Source organism: Paenibacillus sp. YIM B09110 (genome assembly GCF_037167145.1).
Lineage (GTDB): Bacteria > Bacillota > Bacilli > Paenibacillales > Paenibacillaceae > Pristimantibacillus.
The window spans coordinates 12,505-30,168 of record NZ_JBANSP010000016.1; the positions used below are offsets into that span (position 1 = coordinate 12,505).

General features: G+C 46.3%; 13 protein-coding genes and 1 pseudogene. 2 read left to right on the plus strand and 12 right to left on the minus strand.

The annotated features are described in order from the left end of the window. Positions 1-26 precede the first annotated feature (26 nt). From V8F51_RS21205 to V8F51_RS21240, 8 genes are all read right to left on the minus strand, one after another. Positions 27-911: a carbohydrate ABC transporter permease gene (locus tag V8F51_RS21205; RefSeq protein WP_337102473.1), complete on the minus strand. Its 885-nt coding sequence runs from the start codon at positions 909-911 to the stop codon at positions 27-29. 20 nt (positions 912-931) lie between these two features. Further along, the gene (locus tag V8F51_RS21210) at positions 932-1,852 is read right to left on the minus strand and encodes an ABC transporter permease (protein ID WP_442956470.1); all 921 of its coding nucleotides are present in this window, start codon (positions 1,850-1,852) and stop codon (positions 932-934) included. Between the two features lie 109 nt (positions 1,853-1,961). Further along, a complete protein-coding gene (locus V8F51_RS21215) occupies positions 1,962-3,692 on the minus strand; it encodes an extracellular solute-binding protein (RefSeq protein WP_337102476.1) in 1,731 nt (576 codons plus the stop codon). 236 nt (positions 3,693-3,928) lie between these two features. Further along, the gene (locus tag V8F51_RS21220) at positions 3,929-5,548 is read right to left on the minus strand and encodes a response regulator transcription factor (protein ID WP_337102477.1); all 1,620 of its coding nucleotides are present in this window, start codon (positions 5,546-5,548) and stop codon (positions 3,929-3,931) included. Continuing rightward, the gene (locus V8F51_RS21225) at positions 5,526-7,274 is read right to left on the minus strand and encodes a sensor histidine kinase (protein WP_337102479.1); all 1,749 of its coding nucleotides are present in this window, start codon (positions 7,272-7,274) and stop codon (positions 5,526-5,528) included. Before V8F51_RS21225 ends, V8F51_RS21220 begins: the two co-directional genes overlap by 23 nt. 217 nt (positions 7,275-7,491) lie before the next feature. Then, a complete protein-coding gene (locus V8F51_RS21230) occupies positions 7,492-9,522 on the minus strand; it encodes a Tat pathway signal sequence domain protein (RefSeq protein ID WP_337102480.1) in 2,031 nt (676 codons plus the stop codon). Positions 9,523-9,882: 360 nt separating this feature from the next. Next, positions 9,883-10,923 carry an NADH:flavin oxidoreductase gene (locus V8F51_RS21235; protein WP_337102481.1) on the minus strand — a complete coding sequence of 347 codons (1,041 nt, stop codon included), beginning with the start codon at positions 10,921-10,923 and terminating at the stop codon, positions 9,883-9,885. A gap of 83 nt (positions 10,924-11,006) precedes the next feature. Beyond that, positions 11,007-11,435, minus strand: a complete 429-nt coding sequence (locus tag V8F51_RS21240) for a MarR family winged helix-turn-helix transcriptional regulator (RefSeq protein ID WP_337102482.1) — start codon at positions 11,433-11,435, stop codon at positions 11,007-11,009. A gap of 431 nt (positions 11,436-11,866) precedes the next feature. Here V8F51_RS21240 and V8F51_RS21245 point away from each other — a divergent pair, with 431 nt between their 5' ends. Then, on the plus strand, positions 11,867-12,505 hold the full coding sequence (locus V8F51_RS21245) for a cell wall hydrolase (protein ID WP_337102483.1): 639 nt from the start codon (positions 11,867-11,869) through the stop codon (positions 12,503-12,505). Positions 12,506-12,553: 48 nt separating this feature from the next. Then, positions 12,554-12,742 (plus strand): hypothetical protein, encoded by a 189-nt coding sequence (locus tag V8F51_RS21250; protein ID WP_337102485.1) that lies wholly within the window; start codon positions 12,554-12,556, stop codon positions 12,740-12,742. Between the two features lie 75 nt (positions 12,743-12,817). Here V8F51_RS21250 and V8F51_RS21255 read toward each other — a convergent pair. The 4 genes and pseudogenes from V8F51_RS21255 to V8F51_RS21270 all read right to left on the minus strand — a co-directional run. Next, a pseudogene (locus V8F51_RS21255) lies at positions 12,818-13,078 on the minus strand (sigma factor-like helix-turn-helix DNA-binding protein); the annotation flags it as partial. A 43-nt stretch (positions 13,079-13,121) separates the two neighbouring features. After that, positions 13,122-14,204 carry a Gfo/Idh/MocA family protein gene (locus tag V8F51_RS21260; protein ID WP_337102487.1) on the minus strand — a complete coding sequence of 361 codons (1,083 nt, stop codon included), beginning with the start codon at positions 14,202-14,204 and terminating at the stop codon, positions 13,122-13,124. 37 nt (positions 14,205-14,241) lie between these two features. Continuing rightward, positions 14,242-16,044 (minus strand): sensor histidine kinase, encoded by a 1,803-nt coding sequence (locus tag V8F51_RS21265; protein ID WP_337102489.1) that lies wholly within the window; start codon positions 16,042-16,044, stop codon positions 14,242-14,244. Continuing rightward, entirely contained in the window at positions 16,041-17,624 is a 1,584-nt protein-coding gene (locus tag V8F51_RS21270) for a response regulator (RefSeq protein ID WP_337102491.1), read from the minus strand. Before V8F51_RS21270 ends, V8F51_RS21265 begins: the two co-directional genes overlap by 4 nt. Positions 17,625-17,664 lie beyond the last annotated feature (40 nt).

The window sequence follows — 17,664 nt, forward strand, 5'->3', positions numbered from 1 at the left end:
CCCCCTTGTCTTGCCGTCAATATTGACTACTCTTTTACGCTTCCGAGCACGATTCCTTTCATAAAGAACCGTTGCAGGAACGGGTAAACAAGCAGGATCGGCAACGAGCCGAGAAAAATCTGCGCTGATTTGAAAGTGCGGTCGCTGATCTTTTGCAACTCAGCTATGCTCTCAAGGCTAGCGGAACTAAAATTCTGTTGGATTACCACGGTTTGCAGGTAACTCTGCAACGGGTAGTTATGAGGTGAATTCATGAAAATGAGTCCGTCGAACCAGGAATTCCAATGAAAGACCATGGTGAATAACGTAATGGTAGCCAAGGCCGGTGCGGACAACGGCACAAATATTTTCCACAGCGTCGTCCAATGGCCTGCTCCATCCATAAAGGAAGCCTCTTCCATTTCCTTTGGCAGACCTCGAAAGAAGTTAAGCAGCAAGATCATATTAAAGATCGGAAGCGCTTGCGGAAGGACAAGTGCCCACACGCTATCGAGGATTCCTGTGTATTTGACCATCATATAGATGGGAATAAGTCCGCCATTAAAAAGCATCGTGAATACAAACGCCCAAGCGTATATCGTGCGTCCGCGGAACTTTTGAACCTCTTTCGACAATGGATAAGCCACTAGCACGGTGAGTACCATATTGACGATCAAACCTATGCTAACCCGTTTTATCGTCATGAGAATGGATCGGAAAAACTCATCTTTACCAAGAACATATTTATACGATTCCAAGGTGAATTCAACCGGCCAAAGTTTGACATAACCTGCAGCGGCGGCCGAACTCGAACTGAACGAAACAGCCAAGACATGAATAAGCGGCATCAGACAAATCAATGACAGGATCGTCAAAAATACGTAATTAAACCCAATAAACAGTTTGCGGCTTAGTGTGAAGCGTTCTACCATAATCAATCATTTCCTCTCTCTTAGAATATCCGGTAGTTGGCGAAACGGTAGGCGAGGATGTAAGATACCGAAAGTAGAATAAGAGAAACGACCGACTTAAATAGCCCTACGGCTGTAGCTACTCCGTACTGCGCATCAACGATGCCTATCCGATAAACAAACGTATCAATAATGTCGCCTGTATCATATACCTGAGGACTGTATAAGTTGAATACCTGATCGAAGCCGGCATTGAGTACTTGCCCCAGAGCCAGCGTTGCTGTCAAAATGATGATTGGAGCCATGCCAGGCAGAGTGACATATAGCGTCTGCTTCCAACGATTCGCGCCGTCAATGACGGCTGCTTCATACAGGCTAGGATTAATGCTTGTCAGCGCAGCTAAATATACAATCGTGTTGAACCCGAATTCCTTCCACACGTCCGAGACGACCAATACGGAGCGAAACCATTCGTTGCTGCCCAAGAAGTAGATGGAGTCAATCCCCAACCCATTTAACATTTGGTTAACGATACCTTGCGAAGGGGACAAAATATCGATCAGAACCCCTCCAAGAATGATCCATGACAAAAAATGCGGCAAATAGACCATCGTCTGAATGGTGCGCTTGAACAGCTCCTTGCGAACTTCGTTGAGCAACAGCGCTACCGCGATCGGGACGATAAGACCGACTACGATCTTCATCACGGCAATGATGAGCGTATTCCAAACGACTTGAAAGGTGCCTGGCAAATCCATAACGTAGCGGAAGTTATCCAAGCCGTTCCATTCAGAATCAAAGATGCCGCGCGCAGGATTGAAATCCTGGAAGGCAATCATAGAACCGAGCATAGGACCGTAGCTGTAGACAATAATTAATAGTAGACCCGGCAGGATCATGAGATGCAGGGGCAATTGAGACCATTTCGTTTTCTTTGTCCCCGATCCGCCGGCAGACTCCATAACTGCCATCTGTTCGTCTGTCATTTTTCTCAACATGCGGCACTTCCTTTCCGAACAAGATGACCGCATTCTGCCCTCTGAGAGAGCAGAATGCGTATCTGGTTGCTATTTATTTAGCATTTATCAATTCATTGACTTCCTTCGTCATTTCATCCCCGCCAAGCTTCTTCCAGTTCGCAACGAAGGTGTCGAAGCTGTCGAGCGGCTCACCCAGAATAATTTTGGTAAAGGTTTGAAGTTCCTGCTTCAACAAGGTCGAGTCCCGCTTCACCATCGTATCCGTCATAACCTGGTCAAAGGCATTAGGAAGCAACAGGCTGTTTTTCTCATAGTCATCGATAATATGGAATGAAGAGTCTTCCGGACCGAAAACGCGATTCAAGGCCCAATCGATCGTCTCCATTTGTTCGCCGTTCACAGCCTTTTTGACGCTTCGATATGCGCCCATCTGTTCAATTGTGATGACCGATTCATCTTCATCACCGCCGATGACTTGTTTCACGATTCGATGCGTATTCAGGTTTTTCTCCGGTTCAGCCGTATAAATGGAATACATCCACCGTTCAATCCCGTCAACAGGATCAGTACCCAATCGATTGGCATCTTCCTGTGTATAAGTAGTACCGTATGTGACTTCAAAAAACAGGTTGATCATCTTAAGAAGCGCTTCCGGATTTTTGGCATCCTTGGTAACGGCAAGGTATTGAGGGGTTTTCAAATTGATCCCCGGCACTTGCGCCTTAGCAGGTTGCCCATCGATGGACACGAGCGGAAAAGGTATTAAATCCGCATTCGGATCATTGTTCTTGAGATCCTGTAATACAAGCGGGGCTGGCATTGTCCCAAACCACAAGCCGATCTTGCCTGCAACGATCAGCTCTTTCTCCTTATTCCAATCTTTCACGCCGAATTCGGGGTCGATGTACCCTTTCTTATAGAGCTCCTGCAGCTTGCCGAGCGCCGTCTTCACTTCCGGCTGAATGCTGCCGAAAGCGAGGCTGCCATCTTCGTCTTTGACCCAATTGCCTTTACCTTGTTGGCGCGGATAGGCATTGTAGCTATTAAAGAAGCCTTCCAACCCGTCGAAGAATCCGTACAGATCCTTATCCAAGGCCATCCCGAACGTATCCTTATTCCCGTTGCCGTCCGGATCCTGGTTCACGAACGCATCCATGATTTTGAACACATCATCCATGGTCTTAGGCGCCTGAAGTCCCAGCTTATTCATCCAGTCGGCGCGGATCCATATCATCGGAGCTTGGTCCGTCTTCGATGTAGGAGCAGGGATCGCAAGCAATTTGCCGTCGAAGGTGGCGGAATCTAGCGCTGCAGCTCCTGACGATGTCAAGACACCTTTCGTTATTGGGCTGGCATATTTTTCATAGATTTCCGTCAAGTCCGCCAGTTTGCCTGCATCCGCTAATTGTCTCAGCTGCGAGGCATTGACCGGAACGATATCCGGCAGACTGCCTGAGGCTATGGAGACGTTCATCTTCTGCTCCCCTTGACCGCCAGGCTCATCTCCTGTAACGGTCCATTCGTTGGTGAGCTTAATCCCAAGCTTGTTTTCATATTCCTGGTACCACACGTTTTTGTCTATCGTTTCGCCGTCCTTGAATTTCACAGATGGACTGAGAATGCGAACCGTCGACACATCGATAGGAGTTTCATACTTTCCTAAATACAAATCCTCAGGATTGCTTGACTCAACCGGAGGTGTCGTTCCTGTGCTCGATGCACCATTTTTCGGTTCATTCTCGTTATTCGAGCTGCATGCACTTAGAAGCAAACTTAAACCTAGCAATGCAGATAGTGCCAGCTTTCCAGCCTGTTGTCTCATTCCTGTATTCCCCCCATGATATGATAAGCAAGAGATCTCTTGAAATTTAGTATATAAGATTGAAGATGAAGGATATATGAGACTCTGTTTAGATTCTTATCCTCCCTTTGTGAGTTTCAAATGAGCCTACGTTTCAGAACCTATTCTTGTCGGTCGCAATCATTTTTACTCGCGATATGCCATAATGAGAAAAACTCCAGCGTCCCACGGGAACGTTGGAGTTTTTCTTATACCTCTTAGTCATTCGTCAATCGGCTGCGGAACTCTTGCGGCGTAACGCCAACATGCCGCTTGAAAAAACGGGTGAAGTAACCGGCTGTATCGAAACCGACCGCCAAGGCAATATCTTGCACCTTCGCATGCGATTCCACCAGTAGCTTCTTAGCTCGCTCGACCCTAAGCTCTGTAATGTAGTCTGAGATGTTGCGTCCGGTTGATGTTTTATATAGGTTCGATAAATACGATGGGTTCAGATAGACGGCATCCCCGAGAATAGCAAGCGAAAGGTCCTTATTCAGATGTTCGGCGATGTACTTGTTCAGCTTCTGGATGATGCGAGTCGTACGTTCATCCTGCTCCTGCTTCCCTTGCGCGAACAAATCGCGGCCCATTTGGCTCAGGAACTGAATCGCCTGCTCCTTCGTCGCGTGCGAATTCACGTCAAGCAGCCTGCTAATCATCGGCTCGGTATTCGCAACTGGCGTTAAGCCGCTCCGGTACATTTTGTTCCATTGATTGAGCAAGATGACGGCGACCGCGTAATAAGCCTGAGCATAGACGGTAAAACGATTCGGCACGCGCTGGAACAACTCGCTTAGCAATTTCTGGAATGCTTGCTCCTGGCCCATCTCGAACGTGTTCTCGATTCTTGTCAAGATTAACCCGGGAACGTCGGAAACCGAAGTCTCCCGATCCTGCTCACGGAAGAGCAAAATCATCTCTTCCCCGCTTCCGAGTCCAAGAATCAGATTCTGCTTCAGCAGTTTATAGGTTTTGGGTAGTTCCATCCATGCTAGAGGTCGTTCATGACAGATAAACGAGACCGGGACGCCAAGTAACTCCTTGCACGTTTGCTGGATGCTCTCCAGCGTCCCGTGTACAAAGGACACCATCTCTTCCCAAGGCGTTTCCCCAGGGGACTTCGATTGAATTAACCATGCAAAGTAGGATCCGCCTAACATAATGGGCAGCATGACGGCTCTTTGCATATATTCCTCAGCGATATTTTGCACTGCATACAACAACAATGTCTGGTCGGAAGTACGGTAATCTTCTTTCCATCGGTCAACACGACCGCAAACAAGAATGAGTGGCATTTCGGGATTCAGCGGCGTATCCAGCTCCTGCAGCCGGGTAATCAGACTGCCGGCGGGAAGCTCCCCCTGTTCGAGCAGCGCAGCGAACCATTCGCGGCGCAGCATTGGCAATACTTCTCTTAGTTGGCCCTTGGCTCGAATCAGAACCTCCTCGTTGCGCATTTCTTCGAATATCGTGTTGGCTGCACTGCGAATACTTCTTTCGATTGCTTCATCGCCCTCGGTCTTCAGAATATAGTCTACCCCGCCGTTCCTAAGGACGTGCTGTGCATACTGAATATCTCTAACACCAGTCAAGAAGATCACCTTACAGCGCGGCCATCTTGCCTGAATCCATTGCTGGAGCTGCAGTCCATCCATTTCGGGCATACGAATATCGCTTAAGACGATATCCATCTTCGTGCGTGAAAGCCGACTAATCGCTTCTTCGGCAGATGTTGCTTTGTACAGGTCCAAATCGAGATCCGGTACATCGGAGAGCATCTCAAATAAGCCTTCTGCGGTAAGCGGTTCATCATCAACGATGAGTAATCGAAGCAATAACAACATCCTCCTTTATCGGAATAACCAGAATGACCTTTAGTCCGCCAAGATCGCCTCGGCTCAATTGCAAACTTGCCGTACCGCCATAGATAATTTGCAGCCGCCGGTGGACATTAATCAGACCTGTGCTTTCTATTACATCCTGCTGGCTGTTCAACATAGTTTGCATGCGGGTCAGTGTTTCCTGTTCGAGCCTGCCGGAGTCTTCTATTCGAATGAGCAGCTCGGAAGAAGTCATCTGCATGTCCACCTCGAGCAAGCCGCCTTTTGCCATTTTCTCCAATGCATGCTCGTATGCATTCTCGATAACCGGCTGCAGAATGAGCCGAGGCACCAAGATTTGCGCTGCCTTCTCCGGAACATCAGAGAATATCACCTCGATGCGATTGGCGAAGCGTATCGTCTGAATATCAGTATAGGACTTCGCATGTGCCGCCTCGCTCTCCAGCGTCACTTCCTGTGTGCCATCACGCGTAATGTACTCGAAATATTCACCCAGATGATTGGTCAATCGAGCAATGCTTTCATTTTCCTCCTGCTTAGCGAGCCGGTAGAGGATGAAGAACGTGTTATACAAAAAATGCGGGTTAATCTGCGATTGCAGATGCCTAAGCTCCGCCACGCGAGCCCGATACTCCTGCTCGTACACCTCGTGGATCAGCCGTTTAAGCTCCCGCACCATTGCATTCAACTGCTTATACATATAACCAAACTCGTCTGTGAAAGGATACTCGATAGAGATGTCGAACCTTCCTTGCTCGATTCTGCGGAATGATCGGACGAGCAACTTGAGAGGCCGGTGGATAAGTCGGTATATTCCAAATGAGAATGAAACGATAACGATCACCGATACTCCATATAAAGCTAACACCCATTTTTGATACCGCTGCAACGGCTTTTCGACCTGCTCGGCAGGCACGAACATCATTAATTTAGCGTTAAGTATTCCTGACTCCTTACTGGTGTACAGATAGTCGACATGATTCAGAGTAATCATTTGAATGCCTTTCACATTAAACGTATCCAAACGATCAGGCATCCCTTTACTCAGCAGGTTGTCGAACTCACCGGATACTGCCCATTCCATGTCGTTGCTTACTACAGCCGCCATACCGGCTTGCTGGGTAAACTGCCTTAGCTTGGAGGATAACTGCGAGCTAGAAATCTCGACTGCTACTAAGAACAGAGGCTCGTTCTCTCCTGGATACGGCATACTAATGAAGATTCGGTCATTCCAAATTAGGAAAGGCGGCGCATATTCTTTTTGCTGTTTAGAAAGAGCTTTGAACATCTCTGTATCGAAATCCGAGATCGAATTCTCTTTTGAACTCACAAGTCGGTTCATGCTCGGAATAAAAGCCATCGAATTTTTGACAAAGGAACTTGTTCGGCTTAATTGATCCATTCGATTCTTCAACCTTAGTACAGCATCAGTCCTCTCGATGACTGGCATAATTTCTGAAGAAGTACTTAGTTTCATCAGATCATCGTCATACATAATTTCCCCTAGTTGTCGAATCGTCCTATCAAATTCGCTGTCCAAAAGATCCATGAATAATTCGGTACGCGATGATAATGAGTTTGCTATTTCATCCCGAACAATGTCCGAGCCAGACTCCCCCATTTGCAGGCTGATATAGAAAAGCGGCGTGAGCACAATCAGGAAAGTCAATGCAATTTTGGGGAAGATCGGCAACGAGCCGAGCCTTTTGATTATTCCCATCTATAACATCAATCCTTTTATTTAAAATCAACCATTGTATTTAAATTCTCTTCTTTCTTATCCCAAAGAGAAATTTCTTTCACTTGTAATCTTATCGTCCGCGGAACAGCAAATGCAATGTTGTTTAAAAACCACCATTCATTTATTAAAAATGCAAGACTCGATCAATATTGATCGAGTCCGGAATGATACTTTTTTTCACACTTAATAATAGTTATTAATGAACGACCACTCGAACTCGGCCCAGGTTTTCGATTCTTGCAAAGGCCGTTTTCGTATCTCCTTCACGCTGGGAAGTCACTCGAATCGACGGATAGTAGGTTCCTGCCTTCGTGTATTTGTATTTCATAGAGATGGTTACAGTCTGCCTTGGATCTCCAAACTTATATGCTTTGAAAGCGCCTGTACCGGTGAAGTCCAACTCGGTTCCTACAATCCTCCCAGCACCTGATGGTACCTGAATTTTCGCAACGAAGTTGACAGTCTGACCGGCACTAACATCAATTCTTTCAGCACCGTTGACGGTCAGATCCACAACAGGTTGAATGCCTCTTCGTACCACTGCCTGCTTCGGCACTTCAATTTGTCCGTCGACGACTTTATACTTGGTCGAACGGGCAGGCGATACCCCCTTTTCTACCCAAGCGCTTACATCACGTAACGCCTGCTGAAGAAGGCCGTCGTATTGAACGAGTCGGGAAGTACGGGCAGGGCTGATATGGTCCGCATTATCGTTGTACCATACCCGGAAGTTATCATCATATCTGTAGCCAAGCGATTCCTTCACTCTGGTACTATACCAATCGGCATTCCATGGATAAGCATCGACATCGAGCAAGTTAACTACCATAATAACCTTGGCATGGATCTTGCCAGTGTATGTAGCTCCGCCGGTTACGCCACCTGAAATCAGCGATCCCATCTCTAAGGGGCGCTGAGGATAAATAGGCGTTCCATCCGTTGCTCTAAACTGATTCCAAGTCGTGTAACTGGACTCTTTCGGAACTTGGTGCCGATGATAGGTGAGCGCTGCAAGATACCACCGATTATCTATTTTAAGCTTCGCTCCATTATGAATAGCTTCTAACACGTTCTCCGAGTTTCCTTCTCTGATTGTAAATACTTTTGTTTTTGAATCAAATGAACCTGACAACTTTCCAACCATCGTTGTGCCATCAGCTGCGTAAAGTGTGTAGTCGAGCCAGTAACTTGGCGTCGGGACTACTGGTACATGATCGAGGGTCAGATTAGTCGCAACATTCAGCGCGTTCCGTGTGACTTGTGTAATCGTAGAAGTGTAGTCAACCTTGGAGGACCTGAACAGATCGCCAAGTGCCGACTGTTCCGTCCCTAAATAACCCCGTTTATTCCAAAAATCATCAACATAAGCAGGATCTATATTGCGAAGGACAGCAAGAAAACCGAGTAAACCCTCCGGGTCTTTCAAACCGAGCAAATAGGAATAGTCCTCCCAACCCCTTAGCGGTACTCCCAGCTTCGTTACTTCACGGAGCACGGCCTGCTCCATATCGTTTAACCCTGCATATGGGTTTTGACTGCCCCCTGGGCTTACCGCATCTGCGATTTGCGGAGCTTTTTTCTCGAGTACAAAACGAGCGAATGCTCGTATGAAGAAATTATTTGGGATCGAAGTTGGAACTCCCGTTATATAGGGTACGGCACCATCCCATACTCGATTTGTACCCTCTAAAGCTCCGATTGTCTGAAAAGAGCCTCCGCTGCCACCATAGATATATCCGTAGATCCGTCCAGACCACCCATAGTACTTCGCCGCAACCGTTTTAGAAAACTTGGCCGCCGCAGCATCGACACGATAACCGCCTCCACCGTTCGTTTGCACAGTATAGGCTCCGCTGTCCGCACCGAAACTGACATTCACATCGGTAGCGTTCTGGTCCTGAAGCGGATACACAAGTTGGAAGAATCGTCCCTTAAACTGACTCTTCGGCGGTAGGTAAAAGGTAAATTTCTTATCCGTCCCTTCAAAGTGGCCCGATACCTTATGATGAGGCACCGGATTGGTCAGATCGGTCTCGTTGTCAATGATAGGTTTGTTGTATAACGGGTCTACACTGTCCGCCGTGACCAAAGTGGTCATGATCGGGTTCGGCGAAGATGCGCCCTCTGCAGCAGAGGCGCCGGTGCTTGGCAGCAGGAACGAGCTAAGCATAACAGTAGCCATTACACCTGCCGCAGCCTTGCGAACAAATTTCTTTGTAAAAACCATTTGGCTATCCCCCATTCTGATGAATGCGCTTTCTAAATCAATTTCATTTAGTACCTTATAACGCGTAAGAGATCTCTCGTGATTAAGTATATAGGAGGGATACTGAACGGCCTATTAGACTTTGTTTAGATAATGGACTTTCATTTGTTAGTTCGTCCGCACTTCAATAAACAACCTCGCCTCAGTTTGCATGCAAACAGGAGCCCTTTCTCTTTGATTAAATTCGTGTTGTAATCATAGAGGTCATCACATATTACAATTCGTTAAAAAGAAAAGACGCCACCTTCATAGGTGGCGCCACACTATCACTTCTTCGTCTTATAAAACTCATGATACAGTTTCATCAAAATTTGTATGGAATCAATATAATGTTTGGAGCGATTGAGGCGTGAATGGAATAAGTTCCTCCAGCCTTCCTTCCCTAATCTTGCTTACCCAAGCCGGATCCGACAGCAGCGCTCGGCCGATGGCGACTAGATCGAACTCCTGATTCTCCAGCTTGGGAATCAGACTATCCAAGCTCGCGATCCCCGAGCCGCTTCCGGTAGTGAAGAAGGTCGACACGTCCCCTTCCAAGCCGACGGAACCCACCGTGATGGTCGGTTTGCCGGTCAACTGCTTCACCCAGCCCGCGAAGTTCAGCTCGGAACCTTCGAATTCCGGTTCCCAGAAGCGTCGCGTCGAACAATGGAATATATCCACGCCTGCCTCCACCAACGGTTGGAGAAATTGCTTTAACTCCTCCGCTGTTCTTACGAGCTTAGCCGAGTAATCGGAACCCTTCCATTGCGAGATGCGCAGGATGATCGGGAAATCGGGGCCAACGGCTTCGCGGCAAGCTTTTACGACTTCCGCTGCAAAGGTCGTACGCGCGATGAAACTGTTTCCGTAACGGTCCGTCCTCTGGTTCGTTTTCTCCCAGAAAAATTGATCGATTAAATAACCGTGCGCTCCGTGCAGTTCGATGCCGTCAAACCCCAGACGTTTGGCTTCAGCAGCTGCTTTGGCGAATTCCCGCACGATATGGCCGATTTCTTCTTCGGTATACTCGTTCACGTTGCCGCGAGCGCCCATATGCCAGATTTGAGGAACGATCTTGCCTCCCGCATCGTGTACTTCGGATACGACATTCGCCCAGCCTTTCAAGGCTTCTTCCCCGTAGATGAACGGGACATCCTTCTGATTACTCGAATCGGCATGGTTAATGACCGTGCCCTCCGTTATGATTAGTCCGACTCCGTTCTCTGCCCTGCGACGATAATAAGCCGCGACGTCCTGTCCGGGAACGCCATTAGGCGATTTTTGGCGCGTCATTGGCGCCATTACCGTTCGGTTGGATAAGGATAGCTGCCCCATAGTAAAAGGACGGAATAGGGATTGCACCGTTTGCGTATTAGTCATGGTTACCCTCCATTAAACCTTATTTTTAAAAGCATGCGCATGCATATAAATTACCGAAATAATAGATTTCTGTCAAGTTGCTCTTATTTCAACAGTTTTCCGATAATATTTTCCAGATCAGTCAAGATGCCATCGCACTTAAGCTCCTCATTCAGAACCTGATTAACGGTTTCAAGCGCTTGTTGGCACTTATTTTCGCCCGACTCTGTAATGCGAGTATAAATGCCTCGCCGATCGTCGGCGCATGAGTGCCGTTCCAATGCTCCGACACTAGACGCTTCCATGCGATCAACTAGACGCGACGTCGCGCTTTGGCTTAACCCCACCAGCTCTTGGAGCTGTTGCAATCGCAGTTCTTTGCACGGTGAGCTGGACACGAATTTAAGCACGCAAAATTCCTTTAAGGAAATATCATATTGCTTGAGCAGCGCTTGTTCCAACTTTTCGTTGACGCTGGAATGAATCTGGGATACAGATAGCCATAGATCCAGACGTTCGCTGTTGTTTTGCAAGATTCGACCACCCCGAGAATAAAAGTTGATACCGTCGTCTTATTGTATCAAGCTTGCCCGGAATGGTCAAAACCTCGAGTAATAAATGATCTTCAAAATTTTTGTTTGAGCAGAATATAAAGGGTTACTTTCCTCAGGTAATGACTATTGGAAACAACAAGAGGTGATTAATTGGAAAAACGAAAAAAGAAGCTCAACACATTTGCAATGTGTTGACTTCCTTAGAACCTTCCCATGCTACAAGAAATTCTTTAGTAAATTCATCATCTCGTTTGTTAAATATAATAATAATTCGATGCATTTCCATTTTTTCAGGGGGGATGTATATGAGAAATTCTTAACAGGATTATCCTATTCATGCATGCTAGAATGAACGCTCTAAGCCATTCAACCATTTACCTATTATTTGCAAACGGAGGGATTTAATCATCATGTACAGATTTGTAGCTCTATTCGCTCTATTCGTACTCGTTACCGCAACGGTAACAAATCACAAAGTAGAAGCTTCACCTGTCTTGAAATTCGGCAGCGAGGGACAGGCCATTCAGGATTTGCAGTTCCGGCTTCAGACGACCGGTTATTACAATCTGCCCATAGATCTAAATTTTGGCAAGGCAACCCGCAGCGCGGTTCAACGTTTTCAAAAAAGCAACGGGCTCCAGAGTGATGGTGTTGTAGGTCCGAAAACATGGGCGAAGCTCAAAAAATTGTCGGTCAACAAAAAAGAGCTTTCCATGCTTGCGCGTGTCATCTATGCCGAGGCCAGAGGGGAAGCCTATAAAGGTCAAGTGGCAGTCGGTGCGGTCGTCATGAATCGCCTCCAGTCTTCAAAGTTTCCGAATACAGTAAAAGAAATCATTATGGAGCCAAATGCTTTCTCAACTGTAAAAGACGGACAGTACTGGCTTATTCCGAATCAAACGGCATTCAAGGCGGCTAAAGCTGCTGTAAAAGGGATGGACCCGACCGGCAATGCATTGTTCTACTTTAATCCGGCTATCTCAACATCGAATTGGTTCAAGACGCGTACAGCCACCAAGAAAATCGGCAATCATCTATTTACGCTCTAGGTATAGCCAAGAGAGAAGAACATTTATCTAGAACAGGAGAACGAATGAATGAGCATTTACACTAAGGACCGGCATCAGGCTAGAGTGGAATTGGTAATCGATATTATAAAAGGAATTTTTGAAAAAGAGACTATTCCGGAAGCTTTCAAAGAGAAATTAAATACAATGAGTTATGATGGTTTAGGAACTTTTGTTATGGATATCGTAAAAAAACGATCCGTTGATGAATTTTTTTAGCTCACGACTTCTCCATTCCTGTACTCAAAAGCTGACCTCGGACATAATCCGAAGTCAGCTTTTACATTTTCATCCCTATCGCTTCGCCTTATAAAACTCATGATAAAGCTTCATCAACGCCCACTTATCGATCCGGTTCACATAACTTCCCGAGATCCCGCGCTCCTTCGCGATCTCCCGCTGCGTCCGCTCGTCTCCGCCGTGAATAAGACCGAAGCGGCCAATGACGACCTCTTTCTCTCGGTCATCGAGAATGTCGAGATTTTTTTATATTTTTGATTTTTCGATCTTCAATTGTACTTTATCCGCCACATCGTCGGCTGCCGTGCCGAGGATATAGCGGCATTACCGCTCTGCTGTTTTCGAAGCAAATAAACGATTACTTTGTAAATCCCTGTTGGGACATTCCTAGCGGCAAGAGCTCAGGTTTGTCGCAAATGCTGCTCATCTGGTAATGTTGTCCGCTGTCTGAGGCCTTGTAAAAACGATATCCGAGTTCACCGCTCGCTCGGTGTGCTCTTCCATCTCTAATGGCAAAAGCCATGTCCATCAAACCTATTCCCCTGCTATTGGTTGTGAACCCGTAAGATAGTGGCACCTCAGCGAAGTCATTGTAATCCAGTCGTTTGATCAGCACCTTCCCTCCAAATTCATTGGGATCGCTCAGGATCATGGAACCAGCGGTTCCGTGAATTTCAATGAACGGCAATCGAGATCCCCAGACATCGAAGCTCATGACCATCGTCGCAATTGTACCATTGTGAAAATCGAGTACGCCTGCTACATGAGTTGGCGTTTCAACTGGGAACTTCCTTCCATAGTTGACCTCACCTGTTATCATCCGTTCCTTGGCATAAGACGCTGCCGAACCTGTAACACGCTTAACCGGCCCCAGGAGATGGACAAGCGCCGTCAAATAATAGGGGCCCATATCGAAGAGCGGACCTGCTCCCTTCTGATAGAAAAAATCCGGATTGGGGTGGAAACTCTCCGGACCGTGACTCATTAAGAAGGCATTCGCAGCGATCGGCTCCCCGATCCAGCCTTCCTCAATCAGCTTCCGTCCAGTCTGCAGCACACCACCTAGGAATGTATCTGGAGCCGATCCGACCAGCAGTCCTTTTTCTGCCGCTAAGCTCAGTATTTGTTTCGCATCCTCCAGTTCGATAGCGAGCGGTTTCTCACCATAGGTATGCTTGCCAGCCGCTAAAGTCTTTAGATGAATATCGGCATGGCTTGCAGGGATGGTCAAATTCAAAACCAATTCGATATCAGGCATAGCCAGAAGCTCGTCTACTGTGCAGGCATATGGAATTCCGTATTTTTCTGCTTGGGCCTGTGCTCTCGTCATATCCAGATCTGCACAAGCTACGATTTCTAGAATGGGAAACTTTGACCCTGCCTCGAAGTAAATGGAGCTAATGTTTCCACAACCGATAATTCCTACACGTACTGCTTTCATTCTTATCCTATCCCCTTTTTTAATAGTTTCCGATCTTTTATACGTTTAGCAATTTCTGCACGGGAATGCGAATTACAACAGCTGCCCCAAACCCCGGATTGCTACTAAAGGAAAGTCCATAATTCGAACCATAAAACAACTGGATCCGCTCATTTATGTTTCGCAGACCATATCCGCTCCCTCTTGTTCTATGATTGAGATCACCCGTGAGCAATTTCGATACGATATCCGGAGATATTCCTGCGCCATCATCAATAATCGAAATTACGATATCCCCTTTATCTAATCCGCCTGTAATCCGAATTGTTCCCGATTCCTCTTCGCTACAGAGTATGCCATGGATGATAGCATTCTCTACGATCGGCTGTAGGGTTATTTTCAAAATTCCATATTCCATGATTTCTTCATCCACTTGAATGTCCAGCAGGATTTTATTGGCGTATCGTGTGCTTTGTATATGCATATAACTGCTCACATGAAGAAGCTCGTCACGGATGGAGATTACCGTATTCCCTCTGCTTAAACTGAGTTTATAAAAATTAGAAAGAGAGGTTACAACTTGACCAATCTCGTCTGTCATTCCTTTTCGAGCCATCCATTTTAGCAAATCCAGCGTGTTATAAAGGAAGTGTGGATTAATCTGAGCTTGCAACGCATTAAGCTCCGCGCTCTTGATTGCTTGTCCAGACCGGAACTGATCTTCGAGCAATAATCCTATTCTTCCGACCATATAGTTATAATTCTCGATCAGCTCTCCGAACTCATCCCTGGACGGGGGTAAAGAGAGTGCAACGACATTGCCCTCTTGCACGTTACGCATTTTGCGCATGATCTGGGTTAAACGAGACGTCATATAATTGGAGATCAGAATGGAAAGCATAAAAGCGATAACAGCAATAACGATGAGCAGGATGAGTGAATGATTCAGCATTGCTCTGCTTTCGGAAGCAATCTCCTTTAGCGGAATCACCGTAACCATATACCAATCTGTCTCGGGTATCATTCTACTTTGTAAATATACTTGATGGGAGGAGTTCGCCAGTTTCACAAAATGTGGTCCTTTTTTGGAGGAACTCTTTACCTCATCTATGCTAAGTTTATATTCACCTTGAAGCGCGGGATTCGAGCTAGCGACGTAATCCCCACTGGAATTCTGAATATAAGTCAGGCTGTTCCGAATAGGCACAGCGTTGATTAAGATATCAATGACCGTCTGGATCGGGATGTCCAAACGGATGACACCGAGAAATTCCGAGTAATCATTAGGATTGCGAAATGGCCGGAGAACCGCCAAAAAATTATTTTCATTTGCACCCGACTCTGTGAAGTAAGAACCAGGGGCCCATAAAATCCCTTCGCCCCCCTTTATTAACCGCTTAAACCAATAAGTCTGACGAGCCTTTTGCAGACTGAACAGATTGACGTTATCTTCGGAATAGAACAATTGCTCGTTAACAAATAATTTGACGCTTTGAATATCACGTTGGTCCTCGAAGGAAGATAAAAACGGCCGCAAATCGAGAAAATCTCTGTACTGTATGAAAATATCGTTTGGTACATCGGAGATCATAACGTCGGTTAGCATTTTCTCAGCCAAAAGGATGTCGCTAGCGGATCGAATTTTTTGAAATTTATAGGAAAGAAATGAGTATGACTGGTCGAAATTCCGCTCGACCGAGAACGAAGTCCTATTCAAAAATTGCTTGTAAAGCTGTTCCGATGACAGATAAAAATAGCCGCCAAGCGGAAGAACGATTAATAAGAAGAAGGAAAGGATCAGTTTATGTCTAAGCTTCAGATCAGAGAAAAATTGAAAAATAAGCATTCCTTTCTCTCTCATCTCCCGAGTCCCTCCCTATACTCAGACGGGTTGCTTCCCGTAATCTTACGGAAACACTTCGCAAAGTAATCTCCATTGTTATAACCCACGCTTATCGATACATCTGCCACTTTCCGGGAAGGATCTCGAAGAAGCTCTTTGGCCTTTTCAATCCGGTATTGCGTAATATAATGATTGATAGTTTGACCCGTTTCCTGTTTGAATCGGTTGCACAAATAAGAAGTCGTAAGCATCGTGTGGGTGCTGATCTGACCAATTGACAGATGAACGTCATCGTAATGATCGTGCACGAATTGCAGGATTCCGTTTACTATGCCGCTGTAAGGGGATTGTTCCTTAATTAGCGACGCATATCGATCCACTCTCATGACGAGGAAATCTTTCATCTCGCTTAAAGTGTCGAATTCGTTCATCATGTTCCATAAAAAAACCGAACTATCGGTATTGTCGAATAAGCGAATGTTGCGATCTCCCGAGGTCCGGATCAATGTAATCAAAAGTTGGAAATAAATTTCTTTCACACGATTTACCAGCGTATTCTTATGCTGCTTGATGTCAAACGTGAGACTGAAGATGAGTCGCAACGCTTGTCCGAATTCCAGCTTGGATAGATGCTCCCCGAACATATTGACTAATTGTGGGTCGAAGGAAAATTCAGGTGCCTGGTTTTCGCGATATTCGTATACGGAGTACCCGTTATAGAACATTTGCTGCAAAGCAATGACGGCTGTATGATAAGATTCCTCTGCACCAGTCAGTCCTATGGCCGGCTTGCCTAATGCAAGGAATATCATCTCCTTGTCCGGCAAGACATCCAATAAGTTGGAGGCGAACCGATCGGCAGCATCTCGGAGGTCGTTCATATTGCCGGATGCAGTATATAAGTGAACGATGATATGGGACTCGTCTTTCACGGATCCAAATCCTGTCGTATTGGATTCCGTCAACAATCCGGATACCAACCCAAATGTATAATTTACTGAAAAGTCCATTTGTTTCAACTTCAAGATATTCATCTTCCGAATTTTGATAAGCAGCGTTTGTAGACGCATACGGGCAGGAAAAGCGTACCCGGCGAGTGTCGACAACTCTGCTATCCGTTCTCTATCGGATTGCGGTTTCGTTATCGCTAACGCTAGCTCACTTGAAATTAGTGGCATTGCCGCCGAGATCATGCTCGCCTCCGTATTGTTATTCCTTATTGTTGGCTGAGTCTGAGATACCGCAAGCCGGAGAGCGTCCTGCAGGTCGCTTATTTCAATGGGTTTCTCTACGTAAGACACGGCTCTAAGCTTAATGGCCGATTTCAAATATTGCTTGTCGGAGAAGCCGCTAATGAAAATGATTTGACAGTTCGGTTCCAGTTCCCTGTAAGCGGTGGCAAGCTCTATTCCGTCCATTTTAGGCATTCGCACGTCGGTTAATAACAACTGGGGGCGCTCCCGTCGTGCGATGTCCAATGCCTTGCTTCCATTACTTGCTTGGTATATCATCCCGATTCCAAGTTCGTTCCAGGGCATTGCCCCAACAATTCCCTCAAGCGTAAAGGGGTCATCATCCGCAATAATAATCTTCAGCATGTAAAGTCCTTCTTTCTAAGTACGTATTACTTGCGCTGGT